Below are 13,586 nucleotides of genomic sequence, written 5' to 3' on the forward strand. Positions count from 1 at the left end.
GAAGGCGGGACGGACAAACGGATCATATGGTGATGATTCAGACCCCCGTGATGCTCCTGTGAAGATCAGCCCTCCTGCGGTCGGCCGGCTCCGGCGCGGCCACCGGGACCGACGAGCGGAGACCGTGCCATGGCGCAGGTGGACCCGTCCGGCCGCGGTCCCGCCCCGGTCCCCGGCCGTGGTCCCGCCCCGCCGCCCGTACCGGTCCGGGCGGCCGGTCCTCGCGGGGCCGCCCGGCGCCGGGCCCGGGGGCCGTTCCGGATCCTGCTCGCGATGCTGCTGACCGCGCTGGTGGTCGGCGGGGCCGTGCCGTACGTCGCCGGGCCGGGGCGTTCCTACCTCAGCTACCTGGTGCTGGCCGAGCGGGCCGACGCCGACGGGGCCGGCCGTGCGGCGGCCGAGGCCCGCGCGGCCGGCGGGCAGGTCGTCCAGGAGTACCCCCAGATCGGGGTGGTGCTCGCGTACGCGGGCGGGGGCTTCGCGGAGAAGCTCCGGGGCCGGCCCGGGGTGGCCGCGGTCGGCGCCACCCGCACCTCGCCGGTGCCGGGACCGCCCCGGCCGCTGGACGGCGCGGGCGACTTCCGGGCCGGCGCCGACCGTGTGGCTTCGGACTGGGCGGGCGACACACGGGTCGGCGGCGGGGACGGCGGGGATGGTGGGGACGACGCCACCGTCACGGTCCCCGACCCGGGCGAGCGGGACGCCTGGAACCTCGCCCTGCTCGGCGCCGCCCCCGGCGCCGCTGCGGACGCCACCCCCAACCTGCTGCGCGGCCCCACCGCCCCCGCCCCCGCCGCCGACGCCCTGCGCAAGGTGCTGGTCGCCGTCCTCGACTCCGGCGTCGACGACACCCACCCCGATCTGCGCGCCGCCGTCGACCCGAGGAGCTCCGCCTCCTGCGCCGACGGCCGCCCCGACGCCCGCACCGGCTCCTGGCGCCCCGACACGGGCGTCGGCGAGAGCGGCCACGGCACCCACGTCGCCGGGATCGTCGGCGCCGCCCGGGACGGCCGCGGCGTCAGCGGGGTCGCGCCCGGCGTACGGATCGCCGCCGTCCGCCTGCTCGGACCGCTCGGCCAGTACTACACCGAGAACATCGTCTGCGGCATGCTCTGGGCCGCCGACCACGGCGCCAGGGCGATCAACAACAGCTACTTCGCCGACCCGTGGAAGTACAACTGCCCCGGCGACGCCGACCAGGCCGCGCTCACCGCCGCCGTCGGCCGGGCCGCCGAGTACGCCCGCCGCAAGGGCGCGGTGGTGGTCGCCTCGGCCGGCAACGACGCGCAGGACCTCGGCGCCTCCCGCGCCGACGAGCGCAGCCCCAACGACCGTACGACCGGGCCGCCGCAGTCCCGCTACGTCGGTCCCGAGTGCGTCCGGCTGCCCGGCGAGCTGCCCGGGGTGGTCACGGTGACCGCCGTCGACCGGGACGGCCGCCCGTCCGCCTACACCAACCACGGACGCGGCCGGGTCTCGCTCGCCGCCCCCGGCGGGGATCCGGACGGCGGTGCCCAGGGGGCGGTGGTCTCCGACTGGCCGGGTGGGCAGTACGCCGCGCTGGCCGGCACCTCGATGGCGGCCGCGCACGTCACCGGGGCGGTCGCGGTGGCCGCCGCGCTGCACCCGGACTGGGACTCCGACCGGCTCGCCGCGCTGCTGGCCGCCACGGCGGCCGCCGCCTGCCCGCCCGGCCCGCACGCCTGCGGCGACCGGGAGTACTACGGCGCCGGGACGCTGGTGTTGCCGCGCTGACCGGGCGCGGGCCCCTGCGGAACGGGCCAGCTGGCGGGCCGGCGGAAAACCGGGTGACGGGGCGGGGCGGACGGGCGAGGATCGCGGGATGGACGCCTTCCTCACCACCGAGCGGCTGGTGCTGCGCCGCTTCACCGCCGACGACCTGGACGCCCTGGTGGAGCTGGACGCCGACCCGGAGGTGACCCGCTATCTCACCGGCGGGCGGCCCACCCCGCGCGCGGTGGTCGAGGAGAGCCTGCTGCCGCTCTACTTCGACCACTACCGCCGGTACGGTGACCTCGGCTGGTGGGCCGCCGAGCAGCGGGACGGCGGGGCCTTCCTCGGCTGGTTCGAGTTCCGGCCGCCGGACGGCGACCGCGCCGAGGTCGAACTCGGCTACCGGCTGCGCCGCCCCGCCTGGGGGCGCGGCTACGCCACCGAGGGGGCCCGGGCGCTGATCCGCCGCGGCTTCACCGAACTCGGCGTCGAGCGGGTGGTGGCGTACACCATGGCGGTCAACGGCGGCTCGCGGCGGGTGATGGAGAAGGCCGGGCTCTCCTACGTGCGCACCTTCCACGAGGACTACCCGGAGGCGATCCCGGGCAGTGAGCACGGTGAGGTCGAGTACGCCCTGGCGGTCGCCGACTGGCGGCCCTGAGGGCCCGCCGCCGTCCTCGGGCGGTCCGGGATACTGGTGGGCATGAGGCTGACGGAGTTCTGGCGGCGAATGGACGAGCACTTCGGCGGGGCGTACGCGGAGTCCTTCGCGAGCGACCACGTGATGAGCGAGCTGGGCGGGCGGACCGTGCGGCAGGCGCTGGAGGCGGGCTGGGAGGCCAAGGACGTCTGGCGGGTGGTCTGCGCCACCCAGGGCGTCCCCGCGGTGCTCCGCTGACCCTCGGCGCGGCGCCGGACCGGCCCCGACCCCGGCCCGGAGAACCCTTCACCGATGCTCGAACGTTCGTAGGGCATGGGTCAAACTGTGCGGGTGGCAAGCAGCGCAGAACAGCAGAATTCGGACGGGTCGGCGCAGGTCGCCGACGAGGCCGCGGGCCCTCCGCCCGCCTCGCCGCCGACCGCACCGCCCGGCCCGCCCGGCCCGCCCTCCGGGCCGACGGAGGGCCGGACCGCGGGTGACGGTCTCTGGGGCTCGGGGATGCCGCGCTGGCTGCCGCGGGCGATGGTGCTCGCCCTGGTCCTGGTCGGTCTGTTCCAGCTCGCGGACTGGGCGTTCCACCAGCTGATCGACCTCTTCGTGATGCTGCTGGTCTCCTTCTTCCTCTCGCTGGCGCTGGAGCCGGCGGTGGACCGGATGGCGGCCCGGGGCGTGCGCCGGGGGGTCGGTACCTTCCTGGTCTTCGTCGCGGTGGTGATCGCCGTGGCCGGCTTCCTGACGGCGCTCGGCACCCTGCTGGTCGACCAGGTCGCGAAGATCGCGGGCGACCTCCCGCACCTGCTGGACAACCTGATCGGCTGGATCAACCGCACCTTCCAGCAGGACCTCTCGCTGGACGAGCTGCAGAAGAAGCTGCTCAAGGACTCCGGGGCGATCGAGAACTACGCCCAGCAGGCCGCGGACAACGTCTGGGGCGTCTCCTCGACCCTGCTCGGCGGGCTCTTCCAGGTGTTCACCGTCGGCCTCTTCACCTTCTACTTCACCGCCGACGGGCCCCGGGTGCGACGGACCGTCTGTTCGATGCTGCCGCCCGCCAAGCAGGCCGAGGTGCTGCGGGCCTGGGAGATCGCGCTGGCCAAGACCGGCGGCTACCTCTACTCGCGGGCCCTGCTCGCGGTCGCCTCGGCGCTCGCGCACTGGGTGATGTTCGCGCTGCTGGACCTGCCGTACGCGGCGGCGCTCGCGGTCTGGGTCGGCGTCATGTCGCAGTTCGTGCCCACCATCGGCACCTACCTCGCCGGGGCGCTGCCGGTGCTGGTGGGGCTGACCACGCCGCAGCCGGTGGACGCGCTCTGGGTGTTGGTGTTCGTGGTGGTCTATCAGCAGATCGAGAACTACCTGCTGCACCCGCGGATCACCGCGCGGACGGTCGACGTGCACCCGGCGGTGGCCTTCGGCTCGGTGATCGCGGGCGCGGCGCTGCTCGGGGCGGTCGGCGCGCTGATCGCGATCCCGGCGGCGGCCACCCTGCAGGGCTTCGTCGGGACGTACGTGCGCCGCTACGAGGTGGCCACCGACCCGCGGATCGACCGCGGCGAGCAGCGCCGGCAGCGCCGCCGGCTGCGGCGGGAGGCGGCGCGCCGGCTGCGGCGGATGGTGGGCGGGGACTCGAAGCGGAAGTAGCCCGAGCGGTGGCCCGAGCGGTGGCCGAACGACTCCGGCTTGATTCGAACATGTGTTCTCTGTACTCTCCGGCGCAGAGTTTTCCCCAGGCAGAGCCCGGTCGGGGCCGATTGTCAGTGGGACGCGCTAGCGTCGAGGACGATGAAGCGCACAGCACAGAACCCGAGGGTGGAAGCCATGGCAGGTACGGACCGCGAAAAGGCCCTTGAGACGGCACTCGCCCAGATCGAGCGGCAGTTCGGCAAGGGCTCGGTGATGCGCCTCGGCGAGAAGGCGAACGAGCCGATCGAGGTGATCTCCACCGGTTCCACCGCCCTGGACGTCGCGCTCGGGGTCGGCGGAATCCCGCGTGGCCGGGTGGTCGAGATCTACGGCCCCGAGTCCTCCGGCAAGACCACGCTGACCCTGCACCTGGCGGCCAACGCCCAGCGGGCCGGCGGCACGGTCGCCTTCGTCGACGCGGAGCACGCGCTCGACCCGGAGTACGCCAAGAAGCTCGGCGTGGACACCGACGCCCTGCTGGTCAGCCAGCCGGACACCGGTGAGCAGGCCCTGGAGATCACCGACATGCTGATCCGCTCCGGCGCGATCGACCTGGTGATCATCGACTCCGTGGCGGCGCTGGTCCCGCGCGCGGAGATCGAGGGCGAGATGGGCGACTCGCACGTCGGTCTGCAGGCGCGCCTGATGAGCCAGGCGCTGCGGAAGATCGCCGGTGCGCTGAACCAGTCGAACACCACCGCGATCTTCATCAACCAGCTGCGCGAGAAGATCGGCGTCATGTTCGGCTCGCCGGAGACCACGACCGGTGGCCGGGCGCTGAAGTTCTACGCCTCGGTCCGGCTGGACATCCGCCGGATCGAGACCCTGAAGGACGGCACCGAGGCGGTCGGCAACCGCACCCGGGTCAAGGTCGTCAAGAACAAGGTCGCCGCTCCGTTCAAGCAGGCCGAGTTCGACATCCTCTACGGCGTGGGCATCAGCCGCGAGGGCGGCCTGATCGACATGGGCGTCGAGCACGGCTTCATCCGAAAGTCGGGCGCCTGGTACACCTACGAGGGCGACCAGCTCGGCCAGGGCAAGGAGAACGCCCGCAACTTCCTGAAGGACAACCCGCAGCTGGCCGACGAGATCGAGCGCAAGATCAAGAGCAAGCTGGGCATCGGCCCCAAGCTGGAGGAGCCGGCCGAGGGCGAGGCGCCGGCGGGTGCCGCCGAGGGTGCGGCCAAGCCGATCACCGCGACCGCCGCCAAGACGGCCGCGGCGAAGAAGACGGCGGCGGCTGCCAAGGCCTGAACCGTTGACGCAGCACAGTGGACCGGCCGGCCCGGAGGACGACGACTACGGGCCGCCGGACTGGTTCGCGGCCGACGCCGCACCGGAGCCGGCGCGCGGGCCGGAGCCGGGGCGCCCGGCGGGCGTCGGCGAGCTCGGGCTCGTCACGGCCTCCGACCTGCCCTCGGGGCGGCGCCGACGGCGTTCGGCGCTGGAGGCCGAGCAGTCGCCCGGCCTACCGGGCGGTGCTGACGCCGGAGACGATCGGGGCCGTGGAGCGGGGACGGCCGGTCACGGGGGTGTGGCCGACTCCGCTCCGGCGTTCCCCGAGGAGCGGACCGGGCGGCGGTCCGGCCGTACCCGGCGGGGCGGCGCCCCACGAGGCGCGAGCCACGAGGACGCGGACCGGGATGCGTCCGGCGAGGACGAGACCGGTCGGGCCGCGTCCGGCCGGGGTGCTCGCGGCCGGGGCGCGAGGGAGCGGGACGGTGCCGGCCGGCGGGCCCGCGCCGAGGAGTCGGTCGATCCCGGGACCCTGGCCCGGGACATCTGCCTGCGCCTGCTCACCGGCGCGGCCAAGAGCCGCAAACAGCTCGCCGACGCACTGCGCAAGCGGGAGATCCCGGACGAGGTCGCCGAGGAGGTGCTGACCCGGCTGGAGGAGGTCGGGCTGATCGACGACGGGGCCTTCGCCCGGGCCTGGGTGGAGTCCCGGCACAGCGTCCGCGGCCTCTCCCGGCGTGCGCTGGCGCAGGAGCTGCGGACCAAGGGCGTCTCCGGGGAGCTCGCCGAACAGGCCCTCGCCCAGCTCGACCACGACGACGAGACCGAGGCGGCCCGGAGCCTGGTCGACCGCCGGCTCCGGAGCACCCGGGGCCTGGAGCGGCAGACCCGCACCCGGCGACTGGTCGGGATGCTCGCCCGGCGCGGCTACTCCGAGGGCCTGGCCTTCCGGGTGGTTCGCGAGGCCCTGGACGAGGAGGAGTCCGCGGACGGGTCCGAGGACGCCGGCTACGAGGACGCCGGCTACGAGGACGCCGGATACGAGGACGCCGGATACGAGGACTGAAGCCCGGTTCCGCCCCGCCCCTGGCCCCACCCCGGTCCCCGCCGCCCGGCGGTGACCCGAAGGTTGGTCAACCACCTGACCAGTCTTGACCGTTTCGTAACCCACGCCTAGCCTCGCACTCAGTGCGGGAGCACGTCGATCATCCCTCGGCCACCCCCGGCCGCACGCCCGGCCATGCCTGTGACCGGGCGGTTCCGGGCGGCCGCACGCTGGTTCCGGGCGGTGCGCCGCAGCGGGACGGGGAGTGGGCAGCATGAGGATCGCGGTGAGCGCCGGATCGGCCGCCTCCTTGCTGGTGGCCGTTCTGTTGGTGGTCCTGACGGCGGCCTGGCTGTCGGCCCGGCGGTTCAGGGTCGCCGGGCGCCGCGCCGTCGCCGAGGCCGAGCGGACCAGGCGGCAGGCCGAGCAACAGGCCGACCGGCTCCGCGCCGAACTCGACCGGCGCGAGGAGTGGTTGGCCGGGGAGCTCGACCGGCTGCGCGGCCGCGAGGCCGAACTGGCCGAACGCTCGGCCGCGTTGGCCCGCGCCAGGGAGGAGGCCGAGGAGCTGGTCCGGCGCCGGGCGGCCGCGCTGGAGCGGACCGCCGGTCTCTCCCCGGAGCAGGCCCGCGCCGAACTCGTCCGGGCGGCCGAGTCGGAGGCCCGCCGGGAGGCGGCGGTCACCGTCCGGGAGATCGAGCGCGCCGCCCGCGAGGAGGGCGAGCAGCGGGCCCGGGGCATCGTGGCCGGGGCGATCCAGCGGCTGGCGGCCGAGCAGACCGCCGAGACCGCGGTGTCGGTGTTCCGGCTGCCCAACGAGGAGATGAAGGGACGGGTGATCGGGCGCGAGGGCCGCAACATCCGCGCCTTCGAGGCCGTCACCGGCGTCAATCTGATCATCGACGACACACCCGCGGTGGTGCGGCTCTCCTGCTTCGACCCGGTCCGCCGGGAGACCGCCCGGCTCACCCTGGAGCAGCTGGTCGAGGACGGCCGGATCCACCCGCTGCGGATCGAGCACGTCCACGAGCGCAGCCAGGCCGAGGTCGAGCGCCGCTGTGTGCGGGCCGGCGAGGACGCGCTGCTCGCCGTCCGGGTCTCCGGCATGGACCCGGAGCTGGTCCGCACCCTCGGCACCCTGCGCTACCGGGCCTCGTACGGGCAGAACGTGCTCGGCCATCTGGTGGAGTCGGCGCACCTGGCCGGGATGATGGCCGCCGAACTCGGGGTGGACCCGGAGCCGGTGCGGCGCGCGGCGCTGCTGCACGACATCGGCAAGGCGCTGACCCACGAGGTCGAGGGCAGCCACGCGGCGGTCGGCGCCGACTTCGCCCGGCGGCACGGCGAGTCGGCGGACGTGGTGCACGCGATCGCCGCGCACCACGGCGAGGTGGCGCCGCGGACGGTGGAGGCGGTGCTCACCCAGGCGGCCGACGCCTGTTCGGGCGGGCGGCCGGGCGCGCGCAAGGAGTCGCTGGAGACGTACGTGCGGCGGCTGGAGCGGCTGGAGGAGATCGCCCGGGCGCACGACGGCGTGGCCAACGTCTACGCGATGCAGGCCGGTCGGGAGGTGCGGGTGATGGTCCGGCCGGAGGTGGTGGACGACCTCGGGGCGCAGGTGATCGCCCGCGAGGTCGCCAAGCAGGTCGCCGAGGAGCTGACCTACCCGGGCCAGATCCGGGTCACCGTGGTCCGGGAGAGCCGGGCGACCGAGGTGGCCCGCTAGGGCCCGTCGCCAGACTCCCGTCGTCCGCCCGGGCGGCGACCGGGCCGGTGACCGCGACCGGGCCGGTGACCGGCGCGGCGGTGGTGACGGGCCCGGCAGCGGTGGCCTGGGCGGACGGTTCAGCCGGCGAGGCCGGTTCGGCGGCCGGGCCCTCCGGATCAGCACCGGGAAGCGAGGCCGGGCCGCCCCTGGCCCGGTCGGCCAGGGCCAGGAGTTCGTCGGCGGCCGCGCCCTGGGTGACCCCGACCAGGTGCCCGTCCGGCCGGATCAGCAGCACGGTGTGCGGTCCGGCGCCCGGGTAGGCCTCGGTGACCAGCACCTCGGCCGGCACCGGCAGCGCGGCGGCGACCTCGGCCAGCCGGGGCATCAGCCCGGCGCCCAGCCAGTGCTCCGCGGACCAGACGGCGGTACCGGGGGCGACCAGCAGCAGCAGGAAGCCCGCGCCGAGCCGGGCGTGCAGCTGGTCCGGGGTGCCGTCGGTGGCCAGCACCGGCAGGTCCGGGACGAGCACCCCGGGCGCGGTGGCGGGCAGCAGTTCGCTGAGCGAGGTGGTGCCGCGGGCGCCGCGCTGGACCGGGACCCGCCCGGGCACGCCGGAGGGGGCCGTCGGGTAGGCGGGGGCGCCGCCGAACCGCCCGGTGCCGAGGTGCCCGTCGGCGAGCATCGGCGCGTGCTTGCGGAAGGAGCCGGTGAGCAGCGAGCGCCGGGTCTGCGCCCAGCCGCGCAGCGGGCGCAGCAGCGGCATGGCCTGGTCGACGGCGCGCAGCCGGGCGCCGACCGCGCCGCGGCGTTCGGCCTCGTAGCCGTCGAGCAGGGTGCCGCCGGGCTGCGGGCCGCCGGAGTGGAGGTGCCAGGCGAGGGCGAGCCGCCAGGCCAGGTTGTCGGCGTCGCGCAGGCCGTCGGTGAGGTTCTGCATGCCGAGCGCGCCGTGCAGGTGGGCGGCGTCGCCGGCCAGGAAGCAGCGGCCGACCCGGAACCGGGCGGCCAGCCGCTGCTGGGCGGTGTGGTCGGCGGCGGCGAGCAGGTCGAACTTCGGGAGCTCGCCGCACCAGCCGGTGAGGGTGGCGGTGACCCGGGTGAGCAGGGTGTCGCCGGTGACGATGCCGGGCCAGGTGGCGTGCGGGTCGACCGGTTCGGTGGGGGCGGGCCGGCCCGGGGGCAGCCGCCAGTCGAGCCGCCAGACGCCGTCCGGCAGCGGGCGGGCGGTGGCCTCGCGGTCGCCGCGCCAGGGCGGCTCGCGGTGCAGCCGGGGGCCGCTGAACGGCAGGTCGACCCGGACGGTGGCGATCGCGCTGCGGTCGACGGCGGGCCGGCCGGGGAAGCGGATCTTCAGCAGTTTGCGGACGGCCGAGCGGGCCCCGTCGCACCCGACCAGGTGGCTGCCGCGCCACCAGGTCTCGGTGCCGTCCTGCGGGTTGCGGGTGAGCACGCTGACGCCGTCGCGGTCCTGTTCGAGCCTGGTCACCCGGTGCAGTGGCACCAGCTTGACCAGCGGGGTGCCGGTGAGGGCGTCCCGCAGGCCGCGCTGGAGGCGGTGCTGGGGCAGGTGCAGGACGGGGGTGTCGGCGAGGTCGATCCGGAGCACCTCCTGGCGGCGGCGCCAGACGGCGAAGGCGTCCCAGCGGGCGGCGTCGGAGACCGCCCGGGCGTAGCCGATCCGGGTCAGGAAGGCGGCGGTGTCGGCGCCGAGGACGAGGCTGCGCGGGCTCTCGGGGCAGAGCCCGGGGCCTTCGTCGAGCACCACGGTCGGCACCTCGTGCCGGGCGAGGGCGAGGGCCAGGGCCAGGCCGACCGGCCCGGCCCCGACCACGATCACCGGGTCCATGCCGGTCCCTTCGCGCCCGGACGGGCGCCGTGGTCCTCGGAGCATGGGTCGGCCGTGAGGCTGCCGTCATATGCCGCGTGGATGCTCCCGGATGGTGTCACGAAGAGCAATGCAACAGATCGCCTGCGTGTCCGTCAAGCAGCAGCTGAAGTGCGCCGGTTCGCGCCGCGTCGGCCGCGTGCCTCGATCCACCGGGCGAGCGCGGTGAGCAACAGGCACATCGCGATGTAGATGGGACCGATCACCAGGACCACGGGGATGTAGGGGAAGCCCGCCGCGTTCAGCGGCTGGGTGGCGATGGCCTTCCCCACGAAGAGCAGCTCGTGGTAGGTGATGATGGCGCCCAGCGAGGTGTCCTTGAGGGTGACGACCAGCTGGCCGATCATCGTGGGCAGCATCGAGCGGACCGCCTGCGGGACCAGGATGGTGGTCATCACCTGGGTCTTGCGCAGGCCGAGCGCGAACGCCGCCTCGCCCTGGCCGCGCGGCACCGCGTTGACGCCGCTGCGGATGATCTCCGCCTGCACCGAGCCGTTGTAGAGGGTGAGGCCGAGCACCAGGGCCCACATCGGCTCCTTGGCGAAGAAGCCGTAGTAGAGCGCGACGATCAGGATCAGCAGGGGCATCGCCCGGAAGAACTGGACGAAGGCGACGCAGGCCCAGCGCACCGGCTTGTGGTCGGAGAGCTGCCCGGCGGCCAGCAGCGCGCCCAGCACCAGCGAGAACACCGCCGCCAGCCCGAAGGCCTGCAGGGTGGAGACCAGGCCGTCGACGAGCCGCTGCTGGATGGTCGTGTACTGGAACGCGTCCCAGAGTTCGGGGTCGAACTGGCCGTTCTGGTCGAGCGTGGTGAAGGCGTACCAGAACAGGCCGGCGATGCCGACCAGCGCGAGCACACCGAAGATCCGGTTGTGGGTGCGCGCCTTCGGGCCGGGGGCGTCGTAGAGGACGCTGGCCGTCGCGGAGCGGGTGAAGAGCTTGCTCATCGGGCCACCGCCAGTCGGGACTCCAGGAAACGGAACAGCAGGGCCACGGCGGCACTGATCAGCAGGTAGGCGCAGGCCACCCAGAAGAAGATCGCGAAGATCGAGTAGCCGACCCCGTCGGAGAAGCCCTGCTGGACGCTGTACAGCTCGCTGACGCTGAACGCGCCGGCGATCGCCGAGTTCCTCGGCAGCGCGATGAAGACGCTGCTCATCGGCGCCAGTACGGTCCGGGCCGCCTGCGGCAGGACGATCTGGGTGAGGGTCTGGCCGAAGGTCAGGCCGAGGCTGCGGGCCGCCTCCGCCTGGCCGAGCGGCACCGTGTTGATGCCGGAGCGCAGTACCTCGCAGACGAACGCCGCGGTGTAGCTGCCGAGCGCCAGCACCGCGAAGACCAGGTGGCTGAAGTGCACGCCCAGCGGCGGCAGGCCGAAGGTCACGGCGAAGAACAGCACGGTCAGCGGGGTGTTGCGGAAGATCGTCACCCAGCCGGTGCCGAAGGCCCGCAGCACCGGGACGGGGGAGACCCGGAAGGCCGCCAGCAGGGTGCCCAGCAGCAGGGCGAGCAGCGCGCTGAGCGCGCTCAGCTCGATCGTCTGCAGGAAGCCGTCGCGGAACAGCGCGAAGTTGCCGTCCTCGAACAGGAAGCCCATCCGGCGGCCCTCCTCTCAGGTTTCAGTGATGCGAGGGGCCGGTGCCCCGGTCGCCCGGGGCACCGGGTGGATCAGTAGCGGTCCAGGGCCGGCGGCTGCGGCGCGGCGGCGCCGGAGAGGCCGAGGGTGGCGTCGTAGGCCTTCTTCCAGTCGCCGTTGTCCTGGTGGGCCTTGAGCGCGTCGCTGATCGCGTCGCGCAGCGCCTTGTCGTCCTTGCCCAGGCCGACGCCGTAGTTCTCCTTGGTGAAGGGCTGGCCGACGACCTTGAGCTTGCCGGCGTACTTCGAGGCGTAGCCCTTGAGGATGGCGTCGTCGGTGGTGACCGCGTCGACCTCGCCCGACATCAGCTTCTCGACGCAGGCCGAGTAGGTGTCGAACTGGGTGATCTTCGGCGAGTACTTCTCGATGTTCTTGATCGAGGTCGAGCCGGTGGCGGTGCAGACGTTCTTGCCGTTGACCGAGTCCGGGCCGGTGATCGCGGTGTTGTCGGCCTTGACCAGCAGGTCCTGGCCGGCGACGTAGTACGGGCCGGCGAAGGAGACGGACTTCTTGCGCTCGTCGTTGATGCTGTAGGTGCCGACGTAGAAGTCGATCTGGCCCTTGGAGATGGCCGGCTCGCGCTGCGAGGAGACCAGGGTCTGCCACTTGATCTGCTGCGGGGTGAAGCCGAGGTCGGCGGCCACCATCTTGGCGATCTCGATGTCGAAGCCGCTGCGGTCGCCGCTGGCGAGGTCCTCCCAGCCGAGGAACGGCTGGTCGGACTTGGCGCCGATGATCAGCTGGCCGCGCTTCTTGGCCTCGGCCAGGACCGCGGAGTCCACCTTGACGTCGGTCTTGACGGTGTAGGTCGGCAGCGCCGGGGCGGCGCTGCCGCCGGCCGAGGTGTTGCTGCTGCCGGGCGTGCCGTCCTTGCCGCAGGCGGCGGTGGCGGTGAGCGCGATGGCGCAGAGCGCGACGGCGAAGGTGCGACGAGTCCTCATGAGGGTAGTTCTCCTCGGGCTTGGCCACGGGTCGACCGGGCTCTGGCGAAGGGCGTGCGTTTCGGGCAGGGCGGGCAGGACAGGCGGGACAGGCAGGACAGGCGGGACAGGCGGGTAAGGCAGGCGGGCAGGCCGGAGCACGGCGGCGCTCTCGCCGCCGTCGGCCGGGGCCGGACCGGGGGATCGGATCAGTGGGGGATCGGATCAGTGGTGCAGGATCTTGGAGAGGAAGTCCTTGGCGCGCTCGGAGCGCGGCGCGGTGAAGAAGGCCTCGGGGGTGTTCTGCTCGACGATCCGGCCGTCGGCCATGAACAGCACCCGGTTGGCGGCGGAGCGCGCGAAGCCCATCTCGTGGGTGACGACGACCATCGTCATGCCGTCGGCGGCCAGCTGGCGCATGACCTCCAGCACCTCGTTGATCATCTCCGGGTCGAGCGCCGAGGTGGGCTCGTCGAAGAGCATCACCTTGGGGTTCATCGCCAGCGCCCGGGCGATCGCGACGCGCTGCTGCTGGCCACCGGACAGCTGGGCGGGGTACTTCTCGGCCTGGGCGCCGACACCGACCCGGTCCAGCAGCTCCTTGGCGGTCTGCACGGCCTTGTCGCGGGCGATACCGCGGACCTTCACCTGGCCGAGGGCCACGTTCTCCAGCACGGTCTTGTGCGCGAAGAGGTTGAAGCTCTGGAAGACCATGCCGACCTCGGCCCGCAGCTTGGCCAGCTCCCGGCCCTCGGCGGGCAGCGGTCGGCCGTCGATGGTGATCGTTCCTGAGTCGACGGTCTCCAGCCGGTTGATCGTCCGGCACAGCGTGGACTTGCCGGAGCCGGAGGGGCCGATCAGTACGACCACCTCGCCCTGCTGGATCTCCAAGTCGATGTCCTGCAGCACGTGCAGGGCGCCGAAGTGCTTGTTCACGTTGCGCAGGACCACCAGGGGAGCGGCGTCGGCGCGGGAGTCCGTGTGGAGGCTCGTGGTCATCGGGCCTGCTCCCTCGGGTCGGCCCGTGGGTGCGAACTCCCTTGGGCGGCAATGGTGGTAGGAATCCGAGGGCCGCAGCCGG

The 13,586-nt window shown here is 73.8% G+C and carries 12 protein-coding genes; 7 read left to right on the plus strand and 5 right to left on the minus strand.

The genetic code is table 11. The features are described from left to right. Positions 1-129 precede the first annotated feature (129 nt). The 7 genes from ACFP3U_RS21570 (at position 130) to rny (ending at position 8,085) form a co-directional block, all read left to right on the plus strand. Entirely contained in the window at positions 130-1,755 is a 1,626-nt protein-coding gene (locus ACFP3U_RS21570; RefSeq protein ID WP_380227220.1) for a S8 family serine peptidase, read from the plus strand. An 88-nt stretch (positions 1,756-1,843) separates the two neighbouring features. After that, positions 1,844-2,395 (plus strand): GNAT family N-acetyltransferase, encoded by a 552-nt coding sequence (locus tag ACFP3U_RS21575; protein WP_380227221.1) that lies wholly within the window; start codon positions 1,844-1,846, stop codon positions 2,393-2,395. Between the two features lie 42 nt (positions 2,396-2,437). Then, positions 2,438-2,632: a DUF3046 domain-containing protein gene (locus tag ACFP3U_RS21580; RefSeq protein WP_380227222.1), complete on the plus strand. Its 195-nt coding sequence runs from the start codon at positions 2,438-2,440 to the stop codon at positions 2,630-2,632. A gap of 93 nt (positions 2,633-2,725) precedes the next feature. Then, on the plus strand, positions 2,726-4,036 hold the full coding sequence (locus ACFP3U_RS21585) for an AI-2E family transporter (protein ID WP_380227223.1): 1,311 nt from the start codon (positions 2,726-2,728) through the stop codon (positions 4,034-4,036). A 177-nt stretch (positions 4,037-4,213) separates the two neighbouring features. Continuing rightward, complete coding sequence (gene recA / locus ACFP3U_RS21590; protein WP_380227224.1) at positions 4,214-5,332, plus strand: recombinase RecA; 1,119 nt, start codon at positions 4,214-4,216, stop codon at positions 5,330-5,332. 4 nt (positions 5,333-5,336) lie between these two features. Beyond that, positions 5,337-6,380, plus strand: coding sequence for a regulatory protein RecX (locus ACFP3U_RS21595; RefSeq protein ID WP_380227225.1), 1,044 nt, complete (start codon positions 5,337-5,339; stop codon positions 6,378-6,380). Positions 6,381-6,633: 253 nt separating this feature from the next. Beyond that, positions 6,634-8,085 carry a ribonuclease Y gene (rny, locus tag ACFP3U_RS21600; RefSeq protein ID WP_380227226.1) on the plus strand — a complete coding sequence of 484 codons (1,452 nt, stop codon included), beginning with the start codon at positions 6,634-6,636 and terminating at the stop codon, positions 8,083-8,085. Here rny and ACFP3U_RS21605 read toward each other — a convergent pair. The 5 genes from ACFP3U_RS21605 to ACFP3U_RS21625 form a co-directional block, all read right to left on the minus strand. Continuing rightward, entirely contained in the window at positions 8,042-9,910 is a 1,869-nt protein-coding gene (locus tag ACFP3U_RS21605; RefSeq protein ID WP_380227227.1) for an FAD-dependent monooxygenase, read from the minus strand. The genes rny and ACFP3U_RS21605 overlap by 44 nt on opposite strands. Positions 9,911-10,044: 134 nt before the next feature. Beyond that, entirely contained in the window at positions 10,045-10,896 is an 852-nt protein-coding gene (locus tag ACFP3U_RS21610) for an amino acid ABC transporter permease (RefSeq protein ID WP_380227229.1), read from the minus strand. Beyond that, positions 10,893-11,546, minus strand: coding sequence for an amino acid ABC transporter permease (locus ACFP3U_RS21615; protein ID WP_380227230.1), 654 nt, complete (start codon positions 11,544-11,546; stop codon positions 10,893-10,895). Before ACFP3U_RS21615 ends, ACFP3U_RS21610 begins: the two co-directional genes overlap by 4 nt. 71 nt (positions 11,547-11,617) lie before the next feature. Further along, positions 11,618-12,526 carry a glutamate ABC transporter substrate-binding protein gene (locus ACFP3U_RS21620; RefSeq protein ID WP_380227231.1) on the minus strand — a complete coding sequence of 303 codons (909 nt, stop codon included), beginning with the start codon at positions 12,524-12,526 and terminating at the stop codon, positions 11,618-11,620. 204 nt (positions 12,527-12,730) lie between these two features. Then, positions 12,731-13,504 (minus strand): amino acid ABC transporter ATP-binding protein, encoded by a 774-nt coding sequence (locus ACFP3U_RS21625; protein WP_380227232.1) that lies wholly within the window; start codon positions 13,502-13,504, stop codon positions 12,731-12,733. Positions 13,505-13,586: the final 82 nt, after the last annotated feature.

It is taken from the genome of Kitasatospora misakiensis, assembly GCF_042656005.1.
Classification (GTDB): Bacteria; Actinomycetota; Actinomycetes; order Streptomycetales; family Streptomycetaceae; genus Kitasatospora; species Kitasatospora misakiensis.